Source organism: Pseudomonas sp. NPDC089554 (assembly GCF_050280645.1).
Taxonomy (GTDB): domain Bacteria; phylum Pseudomonadota; class Gammaproteobacteria; order Pseudomonadales; family Pseudomonadaceae; genus Aquipseudomonas.
On sequence record NZ_JBNNVR010000050.1, the window covers coordinates 15,482 to 38,468 of the forward strand.

A 22,987-nucleotide genomic window follows, 5' to 3' on the forward strand; every position below is an offset into this window, starting at 1 on the left:
GCGTTTTCGTTTGTGCGGGATGCAGTGGCAGCTCCTTCAAACCGACTTGTCGACCTCGGCCTGGGGTTTGATCTCTTCCTTGGCCTGCGCGCCCTGCTCGTCCTCCGCCTCGGTGTCTTCGGCCGCCACCGGCGCCTGCATCACATCCTGCACGGTCTGCTCGTCGACCCGTGGGTCCAGCGCCGCCGACAACGGCGAGCCCGCCGCAGGCATCGCCACGTGGTGCAATGGCGCATCCTGCACCTGGTGCAATCCGGTGACAGCCTTGGGTCGAATACGCCACACCAGCACCAGGGCGAAGAACGTGAAGAACGCATACAGCATCTGCGCGCCCAGCACTTTCATCAGCACACCGGCCACCAGCGGGCCGATACTGGCGCCCACGCCATAGGTCACCAGCAGCATTGCCGTCAGCGACACCCGCCGCTCGCTTTCCACGTGGTCGTTGGAGAACGCCACGGCCAGCGGATACAGGCAGAACTGCAACAGCGACACCACGAAGCCCACCGCGAACAGCACCTCCAGCGGCACGCTCGGCAACAGCGCCAGCGGCAACGACACCAGTGCCAAGCCGCCAGCCGCCCCACGAATCAGCACCGCGCGGTCATAGCGGTCGGACAACCAGCCCAACGGCCACTGCACCAGTAGCCCGGCGAAGATACAACAGCCCATGAACAAACCGACCTGCTCGGTACTCAGCCCCTGCCGGGCCGCATACAACGGCGCCAGGCCGTAGAAGGAGCCGACGATCAACCCCGCTCCCAGCACCGTACTCAGCGACTGCGGCACGCGCTTGATGAAGAACTTCGGCTCCATGGGTGCCGGGCGCAATGGCGCCGGGTGGATACGCCGAGTCATCGCCACCGGCACCAGGCACAAGGCGAAGCACATGGCCACCAGCATCAGTAATTCCGGGCCGAGTTGCGGATGCACCACCAGGATCAATTGGCCAAGCACCAGCCCCAGGTACGAAGCGATCATGTAGCCGCTGAACACCGCGCCGCGCTGCTTGGCATCGGCCTGCTCGTTGAGCCAGCTCTCGATGACCATGTACTGGCACATCATGCCGAGGCCGACGATCATCCGCAGCCCGACCCAGGCAGGCAGGTAGCTGGTCATGCCATGGCCCAGCACCGCTGCACCGACGATGCCTGCGCAGGTGGCGTAGGCACGAATATGCCCGACCCGGGCGATCAGCCTGTGGCCGACCTTGCCGCCCACTGCCAGGCCGAAATAGTTGGCGGCCATCAGTGCACCCACCCACAGGCTGTCGACATGGTCGGCGGCCAGGCGCAAGGCAAGGTAGGTACTCAGCAGGCCGGAGCCGATCAACATCATCAGCGCGGCGAAATACAACGAACGAAAAGACTTCCAGATCTGGCGCATGCATCCCCGCGGGTGTTCAGGGCTAGTAGACAGTGCTAGCAAGCATAAGGGGTATTTCCGGGGCGCGGCGCTTGGGCGAGGAAAAATCCCCACCGATGGCGCGCGCGGCAAACGCCTGTCGCAATCAGGCCTGCGCGGCCAGCACGCGCCGCTCCCACGGGGTGATCTCGTCGAAGAAGTCGCTCAACTCCAGGGTCTTGGTAGCGACGTAGCCTTCGATGAACTCGGCGCCGAACAGTTCCCGCGCCAGCGCGCTGCGTTTCAGGCGCTCCAAAGCCGCATGCAGGGTGCACGGCAGGCTCAGGTGCTCTGGCACACTGAATTCGCCCTGGATCGACGGCGTCGGTTGCAGGCGCTGCTCGATGCCATGCAAGCCGGCAGCGAGGCTGGCGGCGATGGCCAGGTACGGGTTGGCATCGGCGCCCGGTAGGCGATTCTCCACCCGCCGCGCCACCGGCGAGCTGGCGGGAATGCGCAAACCCGCCGCGCGGTTGTCTTCGGACCAGCAGGCGTTGTTCGGCGAGGCATAGGGGTGGCACAGCCGCTGGTAGGAATTGACGTTGGGGGCGAACAGCGCGGTGAAGTCCGCCATGCACGCCTGTAGGCCGCCAATGAAATGATGGAAGGTATCGGTCGCCCGCCCCTGCTCGTCGCTGAACACATTGCGGCCACTGGCGATGTCTACCAGGCTCTGGTGAATGTGCATGGAGCTGCCAGGCGTACGGGCCAGCGGCTTGGCCATGCATACCACGGTCAAATCATGCTTGAGCGCCACTTCCTTGAGCAGGTGCTTGAACAGGAAGGTCTGGTCGGCCAGTAGCAGGGGGTCGCCGTGCAGCAGGTTGATCTCGAACTGGCTGACGCCCATTTCGTGCATGAAGGTATCGCGCGGCAGGCCCAGAGCTGCCATGCAGCGGTAGACCTCGGTGAAGAAGGGGCGCAGGCCATTGTTGGAACTGACGCTGAAGGCCGAATGGCCCAACTCGCGGCGCCCATCCTTGCCCACTGGCGGCTGGAACGGCTGATGAGGATCGGGGTTGGCAGTAAAGATGAAGAACTCGAGCTCCGTGGCCACAACCGGAGCCAGCCCCAAGGCGGCATAGCGGGCGATCACGGCCTTGAGCAGGCCACGGGTCGAGAGCCCCGAGGGTTTGCCATCGAGCTCGACTGCGTCGCAAATAGCCAGCCCCCGCGGCGTTTCGCTCCAGGGCAATACGTGGGTTTGCGCAGGGTCGGCGACCAGCGCCAAATCGCCGTCATCGCTGCCGTAGAACTTCGCCGGCGGGTACCCGCCCATGATGCATTGCAGCAAAACCCCACGCGCCATCTGCAAACGACGGCCTTCGAGGAAGCCCTCGCCGGTCATTACCTTGCCACGCGGGACACCGTTGAGGTCGGGGGTAACGCATTCGATTTCGTCGATACCCGTCAGGCGCTGGATGCTCATGCCACTGGTCCTTGTTGTTGTCAGCGTGCCGTGAATGGCGACGGCAACAACATAGGCTGGGGGTGTTTAAAATATCAAGCACCCTGTAGGGCAACCATGACGCTACTCCCGCAAGGTCATGCCATTGGCCGGCAGCGGCAACGCGGTCTTGTAGCGCACCTGCTTCAGCGCAAAGCTCGAACGAATGTTGGCCACCCCCGGCAGGCGCGTCAGGTAATCGAGAAAGCGCTCCAGCGCCTGGATGCTCGGCAGCAACACACGCAGCAGGTAGTCCGGGTCGCCGGTCATCAGGTAGCACTCCATCACCTCCGGGCGCTCGGCGATCTCCTCTTCGAAGCGGTGCAGCGACTGTTCCACCTGCTTCTCCAAGCTCACGTGGATGAACACGTTGACGTCCAGCCCCAGCGCCTCCGGCGACAGCAAGGTCACCTGCTGACGAATCACTCCCAGCTCCTCCATGGCCTTGACCCGGTTGAAACACGGCGTGGGCGACAGGTTCACCGAACGCGCAAGCTCCGCATTGGTGATACGGGCATTTTCCTGGAGGCTGTTGAGAATGCCGATATCCGTTCGATCGAGTTTTCGCATGAGACAAATTCACCGGTTTCTTATGTTTGTGAAGAATATTTATCTGCTCGCCATGACAAAGACAACCAACATGAGAGAAAAATTCTCCTGTCGTCCCTCTAAGATGTAATAGACGCTGACCTGCCAGTCACGAGCCGGCAGTCAGCGGCGACCGCTTCAGAGCTCACAAAAACAATATTCGAGCGAGCGTAAACAGCATGAACGAGTACGCCCCCCTGCGTTTGCATGTGCCCGAGCCTACAGGCCGGCCAGGCTGCCAGACCGATTTCTCCTACCTGCGTCTGAACGATGCAGGGTCTGTCCGTAAACCCCCTATCGACGTCGAGCCCGCCGACACCGCCGACCTCTCCGGCAGCCTGGTGCGCGTGCTCGATGAGCACGGCGACGCCCTCGACCCCTGGGCCGAGGACATCGACCCGCAGGTGCTGCGCCAAGGCCTGCGCACCATGCTCAAGACGCGCATCTTCGACAGCCGCATGGTGGTCGCCCAGCGCCAGAAGAAGATGTCCTTCTACATGCAGAGCCTGGGCGAGGAAGCCATCGGCGCCGGCCAGGCGCTGGCGCTGAACCGCAGCGACATGTGCTTCCCCACCTACCGCCAGCAGAGCATCCTGATGGCCCGCGACGTGTCGCTGGTGGAGATGATCTGCCAGTTGCTGTCCAACACCCGCGACCCCCTCAAGGGCCGCCAGTTGCCGATCATGTATTCGGTACGCGAAGCCGGCTTCTTCACCATCAGCGGCAACCTGGCGACCCAGTTCGTGCAGGCAGTCGGCTGGGCCATGGCCTCGGCGATCAAGGGTGATACCAAGATCGCCTCGGCGTGGATCGGCGACGGCGCCACCGCAGAATCCGACTTCCACACCGCACTGACCTTTGCCCACGTCTACCGCGCCCCGGTGATCCTCAACGTGGTCAACAACCAGTGGGCGATCTCCACCTTCCAGGCCATCGCCGGCGGTGAATCCACCACCTTCGCCGGCCGTGGCGTGGGCTGCGGCATCGCCTCCCTGCGGGTCGACGGCAACGACTTCGTGGCCGTGTATGCCGCCTCGCGCTGGGCCGCCGAACGCGCCCGCCGTGGCCTTGGCCCAACCCTGATCGAATGGGTCACCTACCGCGCAGGCCCGCACTCCACCTCGGACGACCCCTCCAAGTACCGTCCCGCCGACGACTGGAACCACTTCCCGCTGGGCGACCCGATCGCCCGCCTGAAGCAGCACCTGATCAAGGCCGGGCACTGGAGCGAGGACGAACACCAGGCCGTCAGCGCCGAGCTGGAAGCCGAAGTCATCAAGGCGCAGAAGGAAGCCGAGCAGTTCGGCACCCTGAGCAATGGCCATATCCCCAGCGCCGCCTCGATGTTCGAGGACGTGTACAAGGAAATGCCTGAGCACCTACGTCGTCAGCGCCAGGAACTGGGGGTCTGAGATGAACGACCATAACAACAGCATCAACCCGGAAACCGCCATGTCCACCACCACCATGACCATGATCCAGGCGCTGCGCTCGGCCATGGACGTGATGCTCGAACGCGACGAGGACGTGGTGATCTACGGCCAGGACGTGGGTTACTTCGGCGGCGTGTTCCGCTGCACCGAAGGCTTGCAGACCAAGTACGGCAAGTCGCGCGTATTCGATGCGCCAATCTCCGAAAGCGGCATCGTCGGCACCGCCGTGGGCATGGGTGCCTATGGCTTGCGCCCGGTGGTGGAAATTCAGTTCGCCGACTACTTCTACCCCGCCTCCGACCAGATCGTCTCGGAGATGGCGCGCCTGCGCTACCGCTCGGCCGGCGAGTTCATTTCGCCATTGACCCTGCGCATGCCCTGTGGCGGCGGCATCTATGGCGGCCAGACCCACAGCCAGAGCCCCGAGGCGATGTTCACCCAGGTGTGCGGCCTGCGTACGGTGATGCCTTCGAACCCCTACGACGCCAAAGGCCTGCTGATCGCCTCGATCGAATGCGACGACCCGGTGATCTTCCTGGAGCCCAAGCGCCTGTACAACGGCCCGTTCGACGGCCACCACGACCGCCCGGTAACGCCCTGGGCCAAGCACCCGCACAGCGCCGTGCCGGATGGCTACTACACAGTGCCGCTGGATAAAGCAGCCATCACCCGCCCCGGCAACGACGTCACCGTGCTGACCTACGGCACCACCGTCTACGTGGCCCAGGTGGCCGCCGAGGAGACCGGTGTCGACGCCGAGGTCATCGACCTGCGCAGCCTCTGGCCGCTGGACCTGGACACCATCGTCGCCTCGGTGAAGAAGACCGGCCGCTGCGTGGTGGTCCACGAGGCCACCCGTACCTGCGGCTTCGGCGCCGAACTGGTGTCGCTGGTGCAGGAGCATTGCTTCCATCACCTCGAAGCGCCCATCGAGCGCGTCACCGGCTGGGACACCCCCTACCCCCACGCACAGGAATGGGCCTATTTCCCCGGCCCTTCGCGGGTAGGTGCGGCATTGAAACGGGTCATGGAGGTCTGAATGGGCACGCACGTCATCAAGATGCCGGACATCGGCGAAGGCATCGCGCAGGTCGAGTTGGTGGAATGGTTCGTGAAAGTCGGCGATGTGATCGCCGAGGACCAGGTGGTGGCCGATGTCATGACCGACAAGGCCACCGTGGAAATTCCTTCGCCGGTCAGCGGCAAGGTATTGGCGCTGGGCGGGCAGCCCGGTGAAGTGATGGCAGTGGGCAGCGAGCTGATCCGCATTGAGGTGGAAGGCAGCGGCAACCATGTCGACACGCCGCAGCCCAAGCCCGCCGAGGCCCCGGCTGCGCCCGTCGCCGCAGCACCCGCGCCACGGCTCGAGGCACAGCCCCAGGCCGCGCAACCGGCGGTCACTCGCGAGGCGGCGCCCATCGTGCCGCGCGAGGCCCACGACAAACCGCTGGCCTCCCCTGCCGTGCGCAAGCGCGCCCTGGATGCCGGTATCGAGCTGCGCTACGTGCACGGCAGCGGCCCGGCTGGGCGCATCCTGCACGAAGACCTCGACGCCTTCATCAGCAAGCCGCAGACCCACGCAGGGCAAGCGCCGGGCGGCTACGCCAAGCGTACCGACAGCGAACAGGTGCAGGTGATCGGCCTGCGCCGCAAGATCGCCCAGCGCATGCAGGACGCCAAGCGCCGGGTCGCGCATTTCAGCTACGTCGAGGAAATCGACGTGACCAACCTGGAGGCCCTGCGCCAGCAACTCAACGCCAAGCATGGCGAGGCGCGCGGCAAGCTCACCCTGCTGCCGTTCCTGGTACGGGCCATGGTCGTGGCGTTGCGTGACTTCCCGCAGATCAACGCCACCTACGACGACGAAGCCCAGGTCATCACCCGCCACGGCGCGGTGCACGTGGGCATCGCCACCCAAGGCGACAACGGCCTGATGGTGCCGGTGCTGCGCCATGCCGAGGCCGGCAGCCTGTGGGGCAACGCCAGCGAGATCGCCCGCGTGGCCCACGCTGCACGCAACAACAAGGCCAGCCGCGAGGAACTGAGCGGTTCGACCATCACCCTGACCAGCCTCGGCGCGTTGGGTGGCATCGTCAGCACGCCGGTGGTCAACACCCCGGAAGTGGCGATCGTCGGCGTCAACCGCATGGTCGAACGGCCCATGGTGGTCGACGGCCAGATCGTCGTGCGCAAGATGATGAACCTGTCCAGTTCCTTCGACCACCGCGTGGTCGATGGCATGGACGCTGCCCTGTTCATCCAGGCCGTGCGCGGCCTGCTGGAACAGCCCGCCTGCCTGTTCGTGGAGTGAGCATGCAACAGATCCTCGATACCACCCTGCTGATCATCGGTGGCGGCCCTGGCGGCTACGTGGCCGCCATCCGCGCAGGCCAACTTGGCATTCCCACCGTGCTGGTCGAAGGCCAGGCGCTGGGCGGTACTTGCCTGAACATCGGCTGTATCCCGTCCAAGGCGCTGATCCACGTGGCCGAACAGTTCCACCAGGCCAGCCGCTACACCGGCGACTCGCCGCTGGGCATCAGCGTCGAGTCGCCGCGCCTGGACATCGGCCGCAGCGTCGAGTGGAAGGACGGCATCGTCGACCGCCTGACCACCGGCGTCGCGGCGCTGCTGAAGAAACATGGCGTGAAGGTGATCCATGGCTGGGCGAAGGTCCTCGACGGCAAGAATGTCGAGGTCGATGGCCAACGCATCCAGTGCGAGCACCTGCTGTTGGCCACCGGCTCCAGCAGCGTCGAACTGCCGATGCTGCCGCTGGGCGGCGCAGTGATCTCTTCCACCGAGGCCCTGGCACCCAAGGCGCTGCCCAAGCACCTGGTGGTGGTCGGCGGCGGCTATATCGGGCTGGAGCTGGGTATCGCCTACCGCAAGCTCGGCGCCCAGGTCAGCGTGGTAGAAGCGCGCGAACGCATCCTGCCGACCTACGACGCCGAGCTGACCGCGCCAGTGGCCGAGTCGTTGAAGAAACTGGGTATCGCCCTGCACCTGGGCCACAGCGTCAAAGGCTATGAAGGTGGCAAGTTGCTGGCTGACGACGCTGAAGGCGGCCAGTTGCAACTCGAGGCCGACCAGGTGCTGGTGGCCGTGGGCCGCCGCCCACGGACCCAGGGCTTCGGCCTGGAAAGCCTGGCGCTGAAAATGAACGGTAATGCCATCGCCATCGACGAGCGCTGCCAGACCAGCATGCGCAACGTCTGGGCGATTGGCGACGTGGCGGGCGAGCCAATGCTGGCGCACCGCGCCATGGCCCAAGGCGAAATGGTCGCCGAGCTGATCGCCGGCAAGGCCCGGCGCTTCGAGCCCACGGCCATTGCCGCGGTGTGCTTCACCGACCCGGAAGTGGTGGTGGCCGGCACGACGCCCGAGCAGGCCAGCCAGCAAGGCATCGACTGCCTGGTGGCGCAGTTCCCCTTCGCGGCCAATGGCCGAGCCATGAGCCTGGAGTCGAAAAGTGGTTTCGTGCGCGTGGTCGCGCGTCGTGACAACCACCTGATCCTCGGCTGGCAGGCCGTGGGCGTGGCGGTCTCGGAACTGTCCACGGCCTTCGCCCAATCGCTGGAGATGGGGGCTCGACTGGAAGATGTGGCGGGCACCATTCACGCACACCCGACCCTGGGTGAAGCGGTGCAAGAGGCGGCACTGCGCGCGCTGGGCCACGCACTGCATATCTGAAACTGAAGCGGCTTGACCCGTAGCGCCTCACGGCGCCACGGGTCTTTTTTCATGCACTTTCGCGTCAGGTCACACGCGGAAGTAACCCACCGAAGAATCGAACGGCAGGCGCTTGAGCTCGACCTTGTTCAGGTCCAGCACGTCACGCAACGCCTGGGTCTCGCCCGGGAAGTTGCGGTAGGCCACTTCGTCCAGCACCACGATCGCACCCTTGGGCATGTAGGGCAGGAAGGTTTCCAGCGCTACCTTGGTCGACTTGTACAGGTCGGTGTCGAGGATCAGCATCGCCACCACCAGGTCAGGACGGGTCTTCACGAAGGCCGGCACGGTCTCCAGGATGTCGCCCTTGACGATCTCGCAGCGCGGAATGCGGTTGACCGGACGGATCAGGTCGTTGGCCTCGATCATGTCCTGGATCAGGGTTTCGTCGGTGTCGGAGAACATGCTTTCGTTGATGTCCGCCGGGTCCTGCTCGGCATCGATGCTGGCAAAGCCACCGAAGGTGTCGAAACCGATGATCGAACGGTTGATCGCGTAGGGCTCCAGAATCATCGAAAGCTGCATGTACAGCATCAACGAGTTGCCTTTGTACACACCGCACTCGACGATGGCGCCGGGAATGTCCTGGACCATCTTGAACAGCTCGATGCGCGACAGCGCAGCGGTCACGGCAATACGGTTGGCGAACACGAATGGCGCGTCAGCCACGTATTGCGCATCGACACGGCTGAGCACGCTAGCGCGCTTTTCGTTGTACTCGACCTCAGCAGCAGTCAGGCGACGCTTGGTCATGGGTTAACTCCCTGGAATTGCGAAAAGTCGCTGGCATTGAAAAAGTCTTTGAAGCCGGCCTGTGCGTCCGAACAGCCGTTGTCGACGTTCGGCGCGCCGCGCTTGAGCAGCAAGTCTTGCAGGTGGATCAGACGAAAGTCCACGCTGAAGCGCACCTTGTCGGTGAAGTTGGCCACGGTGCCGTGCAGGTGGGCGCCCGAGAAGATCAGCATCTCGCCACTGTTGGCCGCCACCCGCAGCTCGGCGCTGGTGTCGATGTCCTCCAGCGGCACCGGGTGCACGCGGGTTTCTTCGGTGATGTTCTGCGAAGCCTTGTGGCGCTGCACGTTGATCCAGTCATCCAGGCTCCACTGGGCCGAGCTGTTCTGTACCGGGCGCTCGAAGTAGGCCGGGTTGATCATCATGGTCTGTTCAGGCTCGATGCTGTACACCGGCATCCAGGTATTGACCTGGCTTTCCACGCTGCCGTACCAGGTATCGCGGTGCGGCTTGTAGGCGTAGCTCACGCCCGCGTGCAGGTAGTCGTAGTTGGGCACCACACGCACGCGAGGCACATCGAAGATGTAGTCTTTCGGGTCGGCGCCGATCTCGCGAATGAAGTCGCGGATCAACGTCTTTGCCTCAGGGCCGTTGGTGAACTGGCGCTTGAGCTGAGTAACGCGCTCGACGAAGGTTTCCACCGGCATCAGCTTGTGCAGCGACTGGTGGTCGGTTTCGCCATCGAACGCGGCGGTGATGCTTTGCCGGGCCAGGGCGCACAGCTGGTGCGCATTGCCAAGGCCGGTCTCCAGGAAGATGTCGCCCTTGAACAGGCCTGCCCGGTAGTCCGGCTTGTTTTTCACCTGGTTGACATAAAAATTCATACTTGCCCCTTCAGAACTCATTGAGACCAATGCCCAGCCCAGGCTGCGTAAACCGGTAGCGAGGCATGAATTGAAGCGGACGCAAGGCGACGTCCCCTGCCACACAGGGCAGGAACTCCAACCCTCGGCGCTACGGGTGCATGGCCCGTGCGCCAGTGACCTAAAGATCGGCATGCCGGCAGGAAACTTTAAGGCTCGTCATGGGTTGCCGAGAAGTCATTCTTTATCTTCATGACGAACGCTTCACTGCCCCGGTAACCCTAGACCATGCACAAGAACGCCGGCTCGTGGATGTGTTTTCATCCATCGAACCGGCGCGGGTGGCTTTCGCAGAATTGGCCGAGCGGCCTTTTCTATGCCAGGACAGTTTCCAGGTCTGTCCCGAGGTCACGACTGAAGGTGGCGCGCAGTGTCGCGGCATCGTCACTGGGGGTGAGTTTGAACAGGCGGCGGTAGTCACGGTTGAACTGCGAAATGCTCTCGTAGCCCACGCCGTAGGCCACCGACGAAATACTGTCGGCACTCGACAGCCCGCGCCGCGCCTCTTGCAGGCGTACGCGTTTCTGGAACTGCAGCGGCGACATCGAGGTGACCGCCTTGAAATGCCGGTGGAAACTCGGAACGCTCATGCTGGCCATGTCGGCGAGCGCCGAAATGTTCAGCATGTGCATGTAGTGCTCCCTGATCCACGCGGTGGCCCTGCCGATCCGCGCGGCATGGCCGGTGGCGAACGCCAACTGGCTGAGCAGCGGGCCGTGCTCGGTCTGTAGCAGCTTCCAGGTGATCTCGCGGCGAATCAATGGCGCCATGACGGCAATATCCCGAGGCTTGTCCAGCAGCGCGAGCAAGCGGATGAGCGGGTCGTACAGCTCCGGGTCCAGGGCGTGCTTGCAGGCCACGAAGGTCGCGTCGGCTTTCGGGCGCATGCCTGCACGCTCACGCAGCAGGTCGGCAACCACCGCCGGGTCGATCTCCAGGTGGATCGCCAGGTAGCAGGCCGAAGGGCTCGCCATGGTCACCTGCGAGGTGACCGGCACATCGGCCGCGCACACCAGAGAGTCGCCAGCGGCATAGTGGAAGGCGACTTCCGCGACCATCAACTCCTTCACACCGCGCGCCACCACCCCGAACGAGGGTTGGTAGATGGAATGCCCGACCTCCGAAGGCTGGTCGGTGCGGCCCACCTTCAGCCCGTCGATGGGCGTCACGTAGTCATAGCGCGCATGGCGCTCGATGGCCTGCAGAAGGTCGGCGAATGTTGCAGTCACCATGGCTCGAGGTCCTCGGTTACAGGGCCGGTTGAAAGGATGAAGGGTAAACCCGACGTGTGGCTACTTCACCACCGAACGTCCGACAACACTACGCATTTTCTATCAACAGTGTGCGCAATCAGCTCAAGCGCGGCGCCAACACGCCTTGAGAGAAGTGCATCAGCCGCTGATTGAAACTGCATAGCCGATGCGCACAGCACCTTCCTATTCTGGGCCCACAACGCAGCAACTTCCCGGAGCATGGAAATGACGCAAAGAACCTTCAAGGTAGGAATCATCGGTGCTGACACCCAGGCAAGCTGGGCGGGTGCCTCCCACATCCCCGCCCTGCGCTCGCAGCCTTCGCTGGAGCTGGCGGCGGTGGCCACCCGCCGCGAAGAAAGCGCGAAAGCGGCGGCGTCAGCCTTCGGGGTCGAGCGCTGGTTCGCCGACCCCTATGCGCTGATCAGCGACGACAACATCGATATCGTCACCGTCGCGGTGAAGGTCCCGGCCCACAAGGCACTGGTACTGTCGGCGCTGGCAGCGGGCAAGGCGGTGTACTGCGAAGCCCCGCTGGGCGCGAGCCTGGCGCAAACCGAAGAGATGGCCAAGGCGGCGGGCTCGCTGCATACCGCCATCGGCTTGCAGGGGCGGCACAACCCCTCGGCCCGGCGTGCGGCTGAGCTGATTGCCTCGGGCAAGCTGGGGCGAATCCTCTCGGCACAGGTCAGCGCTACCACCATCGCCTATGGGCCGCAGGCCATCCAGGCCTACGACTACTTCAACAAGGCTGCCTCGGGCGCCAGCTTCCTGACGATCACCACCGGCCACGTGCTGGACGTTGTCGAGGCGGTCCTGGGCAACATCACCGAAGTCGATGCACGTACCGAGCTGCTCTGGCCAGACATTGAAATCGTCGACACGGGGGAAACCTCGGTGCGCGAGATCCCCGACCACCTTGACATGATCGCCAAGACCGCCAGCGGCGCGTCGGTGAGCATTCAAGTCTTGGCCAACGTGTCGGCCGACGATGCGCATTTCAGCCTGCATGTACGGGGCTCCCGGGGCTGGCTGAAGTTGACCGGCAACCACCTGGCGGGGGTGCAGGTCGGTGACCTGCAACTGTCCGCCAATGTCGACTTCCCCGCTCCGCAGGCGCCCGTCGCCAGCGGGGTCGGTCCAACTGCCGCGGCGTTCTGGGCCGGTGCCTCGATCAACGTGGGCGAAGTGTATGCCTCCCTTGCACGCGACCTGCAGGCCGGCACTCATCACACGCCAGGCTTTGCCCATGCCCTGCACAACAGCCGCCTGGTCGCGGCTGTCGAGCGCGCCGCTGTTACCGGGCAGCGCCAAACCAACCTCGCCTGACCTGACCTGCCATCCACCCCATCACATCGTTCGAGGACCGCCACCATGAACTCTCAAGCGCCATCTGGAACCACCCGACGTCATGTACTGGCCGCTGCCGCCACAGGCCTCGCCGCCGCCGCGGCCTCTTCGCTGACCGCCGCAGCGCAGGTCGGCACCCGCGCAGGTCAAGGCGAAACGCCAACCCTGGATCTGCTGGGGAAACGCGCACTGGTCACCGGCGCCTCGCGAGGGATCGGCGCCGGTATCGCCTTGGCACTGGCGGCCAAGGGGGCGGATGTGGTGATCACCTACTGGCGCTCGCCCGACAAGGCCGCCGAGGTGGTGAAAGCCATCGAGGCCATGGGTCGCCGTGGCTTGGCCGTACAGGCCGACAGTGCGGACCCGGCGGCCATACGACGCTCGGTCGAGGACACGGTAAAGCGCCTCGGCGGGCTCGATATCCTGGTCAACAACGTAGGCATCGCCCGCTCCGGCCCCTTGGCCCAGATGAGCTTCGAAGACATCGACGCGCTGCTGAACGTGAACTCTCGCTCCGCCGCCCTGGCTGCACAAGCGGCCATTCCCCACCTCAAGCAAGGTGGACGGATCATCACCATCGGCTCATGCCTGGCCGAACGGGTGCCCTACCCCAACCTGACCGTGTACTCGATGTCCAAGTCGGCGCTGCTGGCCTTCAACCGCGGGCTTGCCCGGGAGCTCGGCCCGCAAGGCATCACCGTGAACCTGGTGCAGCCCGGGCCGATCGATACTGACCAGAACCCGGCTGATGGCGAATGGGCCGAACCCAACCGTCGGCTCACCTCGCTGGGCAAATACGGTACGCCTGCCGATATCGGCGCTGCCGTGACCTACCTTGCCAGCCCCGCTGCGCATTTCATGACGGGGTCGGTAGTCACCGTGGATGCAGGTTTCAACGCCTGACAGTCACTGCGCGATCATATTCTTGCCGGCCGCCTTGGCCCGGTACAGCGCCTGGTCGGCCCGCGCCAGCAAGCCGACCGGGTCGTCGCCGTCCTGCCACTGCACGACGCCGTAGCTCATGGTCAGCCTGCACTCACCTATCGGCGTAAAACCCGCCATATTCTGGCTGATGGCCTCGGCCACTTGCAGGGCCTCGGCCAGTACAGTACCTGGCAGCACCACGGCGAACTCGTCGCCGCCCCAGCGCACCGGCAAATCCTGCGCCCGCAGGCAGGCTCGGATGCGGTCGGCGACTTCGATCAGCGCCGCATCGCCACAGGCATGGCCATGACGGTCGTTGATCGGCTTGAAGTCGTCCAGGTCCATGGCGATCAGCGCAAACGGCAGGCGATAGCGCCGCGCACGCTCGCACTCCTGCTGCAAGGTCTTCTCCAGGCGGTAGCGGTTCGCCATGCGCGTCAAGGCATCGCGCTCGGCCAGCTCACGGTTCTCATCGAGCTGGCGCTGCAGCTGCTGGTTGACCCACGACAGCTCGCGGGTGCGCTCGGCCACCTGGGCCTCCAGCGACAGGTTCTTCTGCTGCAGCTCGGCCACCAGGCGCTTGCCGGCGTCGATGTTGCGATGGGCACCGAGCATGCGCGCCACCGAGCCGTCCTCGTTACGCGCGATGACATGGCCGCTGTCTTCGACCCACAGGTAACTGCCGTCCTGGCAGCGGCAGCGGTATTCGATGCGGTAGCGCTCGTTGCGTCGGTTGATGTACGCCTCGAAGTGCGCCATCACCCGCGCCAGGTCCTGCGGGTGGATGACGCTCTCCCAGGTCAGCACGTTGTTGGCCATGGAATGGACTGGGTAGCCGAGCATCTGGTACCAGCCAGGGTTGCGATAGACATAGCCGGTGTTGGCATCCCAGTCCCAGATGCCATCGCTGACCAACTCGAACAATGTATGCAATTGCTGATCGCTGAAGCCCGCCGGTACCGGCTTGTCGTTCTCGCTCATGGATGCTCCCCCGCTGCCCCGCCACCGCCTGCTTGCCGCTGGCGGCAAGCCTGTTCCCCTCGCTGGCAAACATACCGCTGAAGCGCCGCCAAGAATAGTCGCAAACCCTTGCTTTTCCTGACGTTGCGCCAATGGCACAGCTTTTGCGCAGGTGCCAGGGCTGTACCCCTTTCAAGGAGATGACAACATGCTAAGTATCACAGGCCTGGGCTGGCAGAATGCCGTTCAGCAGCCACTACGTGCTGGCAACGAACAAGCGCTGGCCGAGCTCATGCAATTTCGCCTGCCCCTGGCGACCGGCAAGGCATCCGGCGAGCAGAACAGCCAGGGCAGCACTTCGCAACAGCAAGCCGAAGATGCCCGCCAGGAAGCCTTCGCCAAGCTCAAGGTACTCCTGCAGAACCCGGATGTCGCAGCCCGCCAGGCCGCTGGCGCGAGCACGTCCAACGTGCCTTCGGGCAGTGCCACCGAAGCGTTCCGCGACCTGATGGACAAGACCCCCGAGGAGATGATCAAGAACAAGCTGCTGGCAGAGCTGGGCCTGACCGAGGACGAGTACAACGCGCTGCCACCGGAGCAGCGCGAAGCCATCGACCAACAGATCGCCCAGCGTATGAAGGATGAGATCGAGGCCAAGGCCCAGGCCAAGGTCCAGCAGGTGGAGGTTGCCAGCGAAGCAAACCGTCTGTCCGGTATCAGCGACCCGGCGCAGGCCAGGCAGGCGCGAGAGAAGCAGGAGGCATTGGCAGTCTGATCAGCATGACCTGGGGCGACCGGTACGACGCCGGGAGCCTCGGGGCTGGCTTAAGCTTAGGGAAGGCAATGAAGCGAGAGAATGTGTCCCCTGCTGGAATCGAACCAGCATCTAGCCCTTAGGAGGGGCTTGTTCTATCCGTTGAACTAAGGGGACATCGAGGCCGCGTATTCTACGCAGTATCAAGGGCTTGGAGAAAGCGCCAGGGATACTGCGGGACAGCGGCGAGCATGTTAACCAGCGATCAAGTATTTGTCATGCCTGGATCGGCCTTTTGCGTGTAATCCTTTTCAGCGAAACCCGCCCCACGCCGATCGCCTGCGCGGGGCAGGTATCGAGAGATGGAGCGGTTCCCACCGCTTCGTCATTCAATTGCACCCGCGCTGCCCGGACCAGGGAATCTTTTCCAGAATACGTAGGTCAAAACTGAAATTTCAGGCGCCTTGACCGCGTCGGCTATTGCTTGCGCCATGTTGCATAGCCACTATGCTCAGTAGTAGGGAAGGCAGCGCATTCCAGCACTTTTCCCTATCCTTTGTCGTCATTTACCAGATTTTGACGGCAAAGAACTGACGGTCGGGTAAAGCGGAAAGAGTAAAACTTTTCAAACCAGTGCTCATTTCTGATAATTGGTACTGGCAAAAAGCCTTTACCCGGCTCACTATTTGTCACAGATTTGACGCCAAGGAAACGGCGACCTTGAGGCAAGATGAGCACCCAAAATCACATCACGGTTGAACATTTTGTCGTCGCCACGGTCGTAGCCTTCACCGTGCGGCCAATTTGAGAACCGCTTCCCCTGAACCAGAACAACCGGTCAATTTATATGCGCCCAATGAAACAGGCTATCTATTCGAGCCGCACCGCTGACAAGTTTGTCGTCCGCCTGCCAGACGGGATGCGTGAGCGCATTGCCGAGGTAGCGCGCAACCATCACCGCAGCATGAACTCCGAGATCATTGCCCGCCTGGAGCAAAGCCTTATCCAGGAAGGCGCACTGGGCGACGAGCTGAGCATGCGCCTGGACAGCCCTGAACTCTCCCTGCATGAACGCGAGCTGCTGCAACGCTTCCGCCAGCTCACCCACCGCCAGCAGAACGCACTGGTCGCCCTCATCGCTCACGATGTGGAAATGGCCGCCGACGCCTCCTGAGGTTTCAACCGCCCATGAAAAAAGCCAGCTGATGCTGGCTTTTTTTGTGCCCGCGGAAAAACCCTCAGAGCAGGAAGATTGTCGCAAGGCCAAGGAAAATGAAGAAACCGCCACTGTCAGTCATGGCCGTGATCATCACACTGGCCCCCATTGCCGGGTCGCGCCCCAGGCGCGCCAGGGTCATCGGGATCAGCACGCCCATCAACGCCGCAAGCAGCAGGTTCAGCGTCATTGCCGCCGTCATCACCACACCCAGCGACCAGCTGCCGTAGAGCAGGTAGGCGACCACGCCGATCACCCCGCCCCAGACCAAGCCATTGATCAAAGCCACAGCCAGCTCTTTACGCATCAACCGCGTCGTATTACCGGGGCTGACCTGGTCCAGCGCCATGGCGCGCACGATCATGGTGATGGTCTGGTTGCCGGAGTTACCGCCGATGCCCGCCACGATCGGCATCAAGGCTGCCAGGGCAACCAGCTTCTCGATCGAGCCTTCGAACAAGCCAATGACCCGCGAGGCAACAAACGCGGTGATCAGGTTGATCGCCAGCCACGCCCAGCGGTTGCGCAATGAGCGCCAGACCGAGGCGAAGATGTCTTCCTCTTCGCGCAGACCGGCCATGTTGAGCACTTCGGTCTCGCTTTCCTCACGGATCAGGTCGACCATTTCGTCGATGGTCAGACGGCCGATCAGGCGGGCGTCCTTGTCCACCACTGGTGCAGATACCAGGTCATAACGCTCGAAGGCCTGCGCCGCATCGTAGGCATCTTCGTCAGGGTGAAAGCTGACAGGGTCGGTCGCCATGACCTCCGCGACTTTCTTCTCCGGGTCGTTGACCAGCAGACGCTTGATCGGCAACACACCCTTGAGGATGCCGTCGTAGTCGACCACGAACAGCTTGTCGGTATGGTTTGGCAGCTCCTTGAGGCGGCGCAGGTAGCGCAGGACCACTTCCAGGCTGACGTCTTCGCGAATGGTCACCATCTCGAAGTCCATCAGTGCGCCGATCTGTTCCTCGTCGTAGCTCAACGCCGAGCGCACACGCTCGCGCTGCTGGGCATCGAGGCTTTCCATCAGCTCATGGACAACGTCACGCGGCAGTTCCGGCGCCAGGTCGGCCAGTTCGTCGGCGTCCATTTCCTTGGCAGCGGCGAGCAGCTCGTGATCGTCCATGTCGGCGATCAGGGTTTGGCGGACAGCGTCGGAAACTTCGAGCAGGATGTCGCCGTCACGGTCCGAGCGCACCAGCTGCCAGACCGAAAGGCGGTCTTCCAGCGGCAAGGCTTCAAGGATGTAGGCGATGTCGGCGGGGTGCAGGTCGTCGAGCTTGCGTTGCAGTTCGACGAGGTTCTGCCGGTGGACCAGGTTCTCCACCAGGTCGTTGTGGTAGCCCTCCTGACGGTGCGTCAGGTCTTCCACCAGGCGCTGGCGCTGCAGCAGCTCAATCACCTGGGCAAGGCGATCCTGCAGGCTTTCCTGAGCTTTCTTTACTTCTACTTCGGTCATAGGCGAACTCCACTCCCAGCAGTGGAGCACGCCGGGAGAATCAATCTGGCTGTATGAAGCGTATTAGCGAGTAACTACTGGGTAAGTCCATGGTGGTTTTCCACAAGCCCCGGCGGGGCTGACGGGCGCAATCATACACTGCCTGGGCGGTCAGATCGCTTAAATTTTTGGCTGGAACAAGCGTTTGCGCGATAAAGCTATGACAACGCTCGAAGCTAACAGTGCGACGGTAGATTCGAACGAAAAAGCACATTGGCATCAGCTACCCTGCGCTGGAGTCTAGCTGGGCAGTGCTGACAAATAGGTGAATGACGGAAAAGAAAAAGCCCGCTATGAAAGCGGGCTTTTTGATATGGCGGACTCAGGAGGATTCGAACCTCCGACCGCTCGGTTCGTAGCCGAGTACTCTATCCAGCTGAGCTATGAGTCCGGGATTGGTAGTTTTAGACCAGGTTACCACTGGTTGACTGAAGCGCTTCGCAAGCAAAGCCACTTCAAGAAGTGGCGGACCCAAGAGGATTCGAACCTCTGACCGCTCGGTTCGTAGCCGAGTACTCTATCCAGCTGAGCTATGGGTCCGTATAGGTAGTTTTAGACCAGGTTACCACTGGTGAAATGTTGCGCCTTCCGAAGAAGAACCGCCACATTAAATGGCGGACTCAGGAGGATTCGAACCTCCGACCGCTCGGTTCGTAGCCGAGTACTCTATCCAGCTGAGCTATGAGTCCGTGTCTTGCCGCGCATTATAGTTCGCCAAATCGTTTTGCCAAGTACTTTTTCGTTCAATTTCAACGACTTAAGCCAAATTGGCGATTTAAAGCGCCCTACACGAAAAATGGCGGTGAAGGGGGGATTCGAACCCCCGATACCCTTATGAGGTATACTCCCTTAGCAGGGGAGCGCCTTCGGCCACTCGGCCACCTCACCGCAACACGAGGCGAATATTAAACACACCCCTCCTCGTTTGCAACCCTTTTTTTGAAAAAAACTTCAAAAAAATTAAAGGCTTGGCTCCTCGTCCTTCTCTTTCTTGATCCGCAGGTAGATTTCCTCACGGTGGACCGCCACTTCCTTGGGCGCGCTCACGCCGATACGAACCTGGTTGCCTTTGACACCCAGGACCGTAACTGTGATTTCACCATCACCAATGATCAGGCTCTCGGCGCACCGACGAGTCAAAATCAGCATCGTTTTCTCCTCACGCAATTCTCAGGGACAACAGTCTTTTGGTTTGTACGACCTGCATCGGGGACGACGACGCAAGCTTTGCGCAACCGCGCGGCGAACGGACAGGAAACGCCACGACAGCCAGAAACACGAAGGGCGCGGCCATGGCCGCGCCCTTGAGGCAACGCCTTACTCGCCCTGTCGGGCAGGCGCGTCCAACTCGAAGGCAGTGTGCAGGGCACGTACCGCCAGCTCGAGGTACTTCTCTTCGATGACAACCGAAACCTTGATCTCGGAGGTGGAGATCATCTGGATGTTGATGCTCTCCTTGGCCAAGGCCTCGAACATACGGCTTGCCACACCCGCGTGGGAGCGCATGCCGACACCGACGATGGACACCTTGGCGATCTTGGTGTCGCCGATCACTTCACGGGCGCCGATCTCGCGTGCGGTGTTCTCCAGCACGCTGTGGGCCTTCTCGTACTCGTTGCGGTGCACGGTGAAGGTGAAGTCGGTGGTGTTATCGTGCGAAACGTTCTGCACGATCATGTCCACTTCGATGTTCGCGGCGCTGATCGGGCCGAGGATCTTGAAGGCAACGCCCGGGGTATCCGGGACGCCACGAATGGTCAGCTTCGCTTCATCACGGTTGAAGGCGATACCGGAAATGATCGGCTGTTCCATGGATTCCTCTTCATCAATGGTAATGAGGGTACCCGGACCCTCCTTGAAGCTGTGCAGCACGCGCAGCGGAACGTTGTACTTGCCGGCGAACTCAACCGAGCGGATCTGCAACACCTTGGAACCGAGGCTGGCCATTTCCAGCATCTCTTCGAAGGTGATCTTCTCCAGGCGGCGAGCCTGAGGTACAACGCGCGGGTCGGTGGTGTAGACGCCATCGACATCGGTGTAGATCTGGCACTCATCGGCTTTCAGCGCTGCCGCAAGGGCCACGCCGGTAGTGTCCGAGCCGCCACGGCCCAGGGTGGTGATGCTGCCCTGCTCGTCGACACCCTGGAAACCGGCGACTACCACCACACGGCCGGCCTTGAGGTCAGCGCGGATCTTCTGGTCGTCGATTTGCAGGATGCGCGCCTTGTTGTGCGAGCTATCGGTGAGAATACGCACCTGGTTGCCGGTGTAGGACACCGCAGGTACGCCACGCTTGATCAAGGCCATGGTCAGCAGTGCGATGGTCACCTGCTCGCCGGTCGAGACGATCACGTCCAGCTCACGAGGCTCCGGCTGATCGCTGATCTGCTTGGCCAGGTCGATCAGGCGGTTGGTTTCCCCGCTCATGGCCGACAGTACAACCACCAGGTCATCGCCAGCGTCACGGTGTTTCTTGACCTTGTCGGCCACCTGCTCGATCCGCTCGACGGAGCCGACGGAGGTGCCGCCAAATTTCTGTACGATCAACGCCATTTCAAAGTGCCTCAGCCCACGAAGGGCACCCAGTAATCAATCCAACATGAAACGGCCCGCTACTAGACAGCGGGCCACTTCATCTTAAAGCCCCTGCTCGGCGAACGGCACGGCCAGTGCCAGGGCCTGGTCCAGCGCGGCGACGTCGACGCCACCGCCCTGAGCCATGTCCGGACGGCCACCGCCCTTGCCGCCGACCGCTGCAGCGGCCTGCTTCATCAGATCACCAGCCTTGAGTTGGCCGGAGAGGTCCTTGGTCACGCCGGCCACCAGCACGACCTTGCCCTCATGCTCGCTGCCCAGCAGGATCACTGCATGGCCGAGCTTGTTCTTCAGTTGATCGACCAGGGCCAACAGGGCCTTGCCGTCCTGCCCATCCAGGCGTGCGGCAAGCACCTTGGCGCCCTTGACCTCAACGGCCGCATTGGAGAGATCGTCCCCGGCGGCGCTGGCGGCCTTGGCCTGCAGCTGTTCGAGCTGCTTCTCCAGCTGGCGGTTGCGCTCGAGCACAGCCGACAGCTTGTCGATCAGGTTTTCACGGTTACCCTTGACCAGCTGGGCGGCTTCCTTGACCTGCTCTTCGGCAGCGTTCAGGTAAGCCAGCGCTGCAGCCCCGGTGACCGCCTCGATACGGCGTACACCCGAGGCCACACCGCCCTCGCTGATGATCTTGAACAGGCTGATATCGCCGGTGCGCTTGGCGTGGATACCGCCGCACAGCTCTACCGAGAAGTCGCCGCCCATGCTCAGCACGCGCACGGTGTCGCCGTACTTCTCGCCGAACAGGGCCATGGCGCCCTTGGCCTTGGCGGTTTCGATATCGGTCAGCTCGGTTTCGACTGCGGTGTTCTTGCGCACTTCGCGGTTGACGATGTCTTCCAGGGCCTTGATCTGCTCGGGCTTGACCGCCTCGAAGTGGCTGAAGTCGAAACGCAGGCGCTGGCTGTCGACCAGCGAGCCCTTCTGCTGTACGTGCTCGCCCAGCACCTGGCGCAGCGCTTCGTGCAGCAGGTGAGTGGCGGAGTGGTTCAGCGAGGTGGCGTGCTGGACTTCGGCATCGACCTTGGCCTCGACCGGCGAGCCGATCACCAGCGCACCGCTGGCGACCACGCCGTGGTGCAGGAAGGCGCCGCCGGTCTTGGTGGTGTCGCGCACGTCGAAGCGCGCAGCGCCGGCCTGCAGGAAGCCGGTGTCACCGACCTGGCCACCGGACTCGGCGTAGAACGGGGTGCGGTCGAGGACCACGACACCCTGCTCGCCTTCGCCCAACTGGTCGACGGACTGGCCATCCTTGTACAGGGCGATGATCTTGCCCTGACCTTCGGTGGCGTCGTAGCCGAGGAAATCGGTGGCCACGTCGACCTTGACCAGGCTGTTGTAGTCCATGCCGAAGGCGCTGGCGGAGCGGGCACGCTCGCGCTGGGCGTCCATCTCGCGCTCAAAGCCCGCTTCGTCGATGGTCAGCTCGCGCTCACGGGCGATATCGGCGGTCAGGTCCATGGGGAAGCCATAGGTGTCGTACAGCTTGAACACCACGTCACCCGGTACGACCTTGCCCTGCAACTGGGCCAGGTCCGCCTCGAGGATGCGCAGGCCCTGCTCCAGGGTCTTGGCGAACTGCTCTTCCTCGGCCTTGAGCACGCGCTCGATGTGCGCCTGCTGGTTTTTCAGCTCAGGGAAGGCCTCGCCCATCTCGGCGGCCAGGGCGGCGACGATCTGGTAGAAGAAGCTGCCTTTGGCGCCCAGCTTGTTGCCGTGACGGCAGGCGCGGCGAATGATGCGGCGCAGCACGTAGCCACGGCCTTCGTTGGACGGCAGCACGCCATCGGCGATCAGGAAGCCGCAGGAACGGATGTGGTCGGCAACCACCTTCAGGGAAGCCTGGCCGTCGTTGCTGCAACCAATGGCCTTGGCGGCGGCGGTCAGCAGGTTCTGGAACAGGTCGATCTCGTAGTTCGAGTGCACGTGCTGCATCACCGCACTGATGCGCTCCAGGCCCATGCCGGTGTCCACCGACGGCGCTGGCAGCGGGTGCAGGACGCCATCGGCAGTGCGGTTGAACTGCATGAAGACGTTGTTCCAGATCTCGATGTAGCGGTCGCCGTCTTCCTCCGGCGAGCCGGGTGGGCCGCCCCAGATGTCGGCGCCGTGGTAGCATCGACCTCGCGTAGCAGGTCCTTGGTGGCGCGCAGGGCCTGGGGGCTGTTGAGCAGC

Annotated in this window: 19 protein-coding genes and 5 tRNA genes; 8 read left to right on the forward strand and 16 right to left on the reverse strand. The window is 62.9% G+C overall.

Annotation, left to right across the window (positions count from 1 at the left end):
* Positions 1–36: 36 nt before the first annotated feature.
* The 3 genes from ACQKPE_RS15750 to bkdR all read right to left on the reverse strand — a co-directional run bounded on the left by ACQKPE_RS15750 (position 37) and on the right by bkdR (position 3,421).
* Positions 37–1,386: an MFS transporter gene (locus ACQKPE_RS15750; protein ID WP_427667237.1), complete on the reverse strand. Its 1,350-nt coding sequence runs from the start codon at positions 1,384–1,386 to the stop codon at positions 37–39.
* Positions 1,387–1,510: 124 nt separating this feature from the next.
* Positions 1,511–2,752 carry a glutamine synthetase family protein gene (locus tag ACQKPE_RS15755; protein ID WP_427667262.1) on the reverse strand — a complete coding sequence of 414 codons (1,242 nt, stop codon included), beginning with the start codon at positions 2,750–2,752 and terminating at the stop codon, positions 1,511–1,513.
* 183 nt (positions 2,753–2,935) lie between these two features.
* Positions 2,936–3,421 (reverse strand): Bkd operon transcriptional regulator BkdR, encoded by a 486-nt coding sequence (bkdR, locus tag ACQKPE_RS15760; protein ID WP_027593063.1) that lies wholly within the window; start codon positions 3,419–3,421, stop codon positions 2,936–2,938.
* A 197-nt stretch (positions 3,422–3,618) separates the two neighbouring features.
* On the opposite strand from bkdR, the gene ACQKPE_RS15765 reads away from it, so the two are divergent.
* The 4 genes from ACQKPE_RS15765 to lpdA are packed head-to-tail and all read left to right on the forward strand — an operon-like array spanning position 3,619 to position 8,565.
* The gene (locus tag ACQKPE_RS15765; protein WP_427667239.1) at positions 3,619–4,851 is read left to right on the forward strand and encodes a 3-methyl-2-oxobutanoate dehydrogenase (2-methylpropanoyl-transferring) subunit alpha; all 1,233 of its coding nucleotides are present in this window, start codon (positions 3,619–3,621) and stop codon (positions 4,849–4,851) included.
* A 1-nt stretch (position 4,852) separates the two neighbouring features.
* Entirely contained in the window at positions 4,853–5,911 is a 1,059-nt protein-coding gene (locus ACQKPE_RS15770) for an alpha-ketoacid dehydrogenase subunit beta (RefSeq protein ID WP_427667241.1), read from the forward strand.
* Positions 5,912–7,183 carry a dihydrolipoamide acetyltransferase family protein gene (locus ACQKPE_RS15775; RefSeq protein WP_427667242.1) on the forward strand — a complete coding sequence of 424 codons (1,272 nt, stop codon included), beginning with the start codon at positions 5,912–5,914 and terminating at the stop codon, positions 7,181–7,183.
* A 2-nt stretch (positions 7,184–7,185) separates the two neighbouring features.
* Complete coding sequence (gene lpdA, locus ACQKPE_RS15780) at positions 7,186–8,565, forward strand: dihydrolipoyl dehydrogenase (RefSeq protein ID WP_427667243.1); 1,380 nt, start codon at positions 7,186–7,188, stop codon at positions 8,563–8,565.
* Positions 8,566–8,634: 69 nt separating this feature from the next.
* On the opposite strand, the gene ACQKPE_RS15785 is transcribed toward lpdA, so the two are convergent.
* The 3 genes from ACQKPE_RS15785 to ACQKPE_RS15795 form a co-directional block, all read right to left on the reverse strand.
* Positions 8,635–9,357: a TylF/MycF/NovP-related O-methyltransferase gene (locus ACQKPE_RS15785; protein ID WP_427667244.1), complete on the reverse strand. Its 723-nt coding sequence runs from the start codon at positions 9,355–9,357 to the stop codon at positions 8,635–8,637.
* Entirely contained in the window at positions 9,354–10,220 is an 867-nt protein-coding gene (locus ACQKPE_RS15790; RefSeq protein WP_427667246.1) for a hypothetical protein, read from the reverse strand. The genes ACQKPE_RS15785 and ACQKPE_RS15790 overlap by 4 nt, the downstream gene beginning before the upstream one ends.
* Positions 10,221–10,573: 353 nt before the next feature.
* Positions 10,574–11,491, reverse strand: coding sequence for an AraC family transcriptional regulator N-terminal domain-containing protein (locus tag ACQKPE_RS15795; RefSeq protein WP_427667248.1), 918 nt, complete (start codon positions 11,489–11,491; stop codon positions 10,574–10,576).
* A gap of 246 nt (positions 11,492–11,737) precedes the next feature.
* On the opposite strand from ACQKPE_RS15795, the gene ACQKPE_RS15800 reads away from it, so the two are divergent.
* Together ACQKPE_RS15800 and ACQKPE_RS15805 are read left to right on the forward strand one after the other, a co-directional pair.
* On the forward strand, positions 11,738–12,841 hold the full coding sequence (locus ACQKPE_RS15800) for a Gfo/Idh/MocA family protein (RefSeq protein WP_427667250.1): 1,104 nt from the start codon (positions 11,738–11,740) through the stop codon (positions 12,839–12,841).
* Positions 12,842–12,886: 45 nt separating this feature from the next.
* Positions 12,887–13,765, forward strand: coding sequence for an SDR family NAD(P)-dependent oxidoreductase (locus tag ACQKPE_RS15805; protein ID WP_427667251.1), 879 nt, complete (start codon positions 12,887–12,889; stop codon positions 13,763–13,765).
* A gap of 3 nt (positions 13,766–13,768) precedes the next feature.
* Here the strand turns inward: ACQKPE_RS15805 and ACQKPE_RS15810 are convergent, their stop codons facing one another.
* Positions 13,769–14,767 (reverse strand): sensor domain-containing diguanylate cyclase, encoded by a 999-nt coding sequence (locus ACQKPE_RS15810; protein ID WP_427667253.1) that lies wholly within the window; start codon positions 14,765–14,767, stop codon positions 13,769–13,771.
* A gap of 187 nt (positions 14,768–14,954) precedes the next feature.
* On the opposite strand from ACQKPE_RS15810, the gene ACQKPE_RS15815 reads away from it, so the two are divergent.
* Positions 14,955–15,521, forward strand: a complete 567-nt coding sequence (locus tag ACQKPE_RS15815) for a hypothetical protein (RefSeq protein ID WP_427667255.1) — start codon at positions 14,955–14,957, stop codon at positions 15,519–15,521.
* A gap of 84 nt (positions 15,522–15,605) precedes the next feature.
* Here ACQKPE_RS15815 and ACQKPE_RS15820 read toward each other — a convergent pair.
* Positions 15,606–15,677: transfer RNA gene (locus ACQKPE_RS15820), tRNA-Arg, on the reverse strand.
* A 670-nt stretch (positions 15,678–16,347) separates the two neighbouring features.
* Between ACQKPE_RS15820 and ACQKPE_RS15825 the strand changes: the two genes are divergently transcribed.
* Positions 16,348–16,674: an Arc family DNA-binding protein gene (locus ACQKPE_RS15825; protein WP_029613963.1), complete on the forward strand. Its 327-nt coding sequence runs from the start codon at positions 16,348–16,350 to the stop codon at positions 16,672–16,674.
* A gap of 64 nt (positions 16,675–16,738) precedes the next feature.
* Here ACQKPE_RS15825 and mgtE read toward each other — a convergent pair whose 3' ends face one another.
* From mgtE to alaS, 8 genes are all read right to left on the reverse strand, one after another.
* On the reverse strand, positions 16,739–18,181 hold the full coding sequence (mgtE, locus tag ACQKPE_RS15830) for a magnesium transporter (RefSeq protein WP_427667257.1): 1,443 nt from the start codon (positions 18,179–18,181) through the stop codon (positions 16,739–16,741).
* A 353-nt stretch (positions 18,182–18,534) separates the two neighbouring features.
* Positions 18,535–18,611, reverse strand: a tRNA-Arg gene (locus ACQKPE_RS15835).
* Positions 18,612–18,683: 72 nt separating this feature from the next.
* Positions 18,684–18,760, reverse strand: a tRNA-Arg gene (locus tag ACQKPE_RS15840).
* 72 nt (positions 18,761–18,832) lie between these two features.
* A tRNA-Arg gene (locus ACQKPE_RS15845) sits at positions 18,833–18,909 on the reverse strand.
* Positions 18,910–19,017: 108 nt separating this feature from the next.
* Positions 19,018–19,108: transfer RNA gene (locus ACQKPE_RS15850), tRNA-Ser, on the reverse strand.
* Positions 19,109–19,180: 72 nt separating this feature from the next.
* Positions 19,181–19,369 carry a carbon storage regulator CsrA gene (gene csrA, locus ACQKPE_RS15855; RefSeq protein WP_003254503.1) on the reverse strand — a complete coding sequence of 63 codons (189 nt, stop codon included), beginning with the start codon at positions 19,367–19,369 and terminating at the stop codon, positions 19,181–19,183.
* Between the two features lie 168 nt (positions 19,370–19,537).
* Positions 19,538–20,773, reverse strand: coding sequence for an aspartate kinase (locus ACQKPE_RS15860; RefSeq protein WP_427667258.1), 1,236 nt, complete (start codon positions 20,771–20,773; stop codon positions 19,538–19,540).
* Between the two features lie 84 nt (positions 20,774–20,857).
* Positions 20,858–22,987: alanine--tRNA ligase (gene alaS, locus ACQKPE_RS15865; protein WP_427667260.1), on the reverse strand; the 2,130-nt coding region annotated here is incomplete at its 5' end.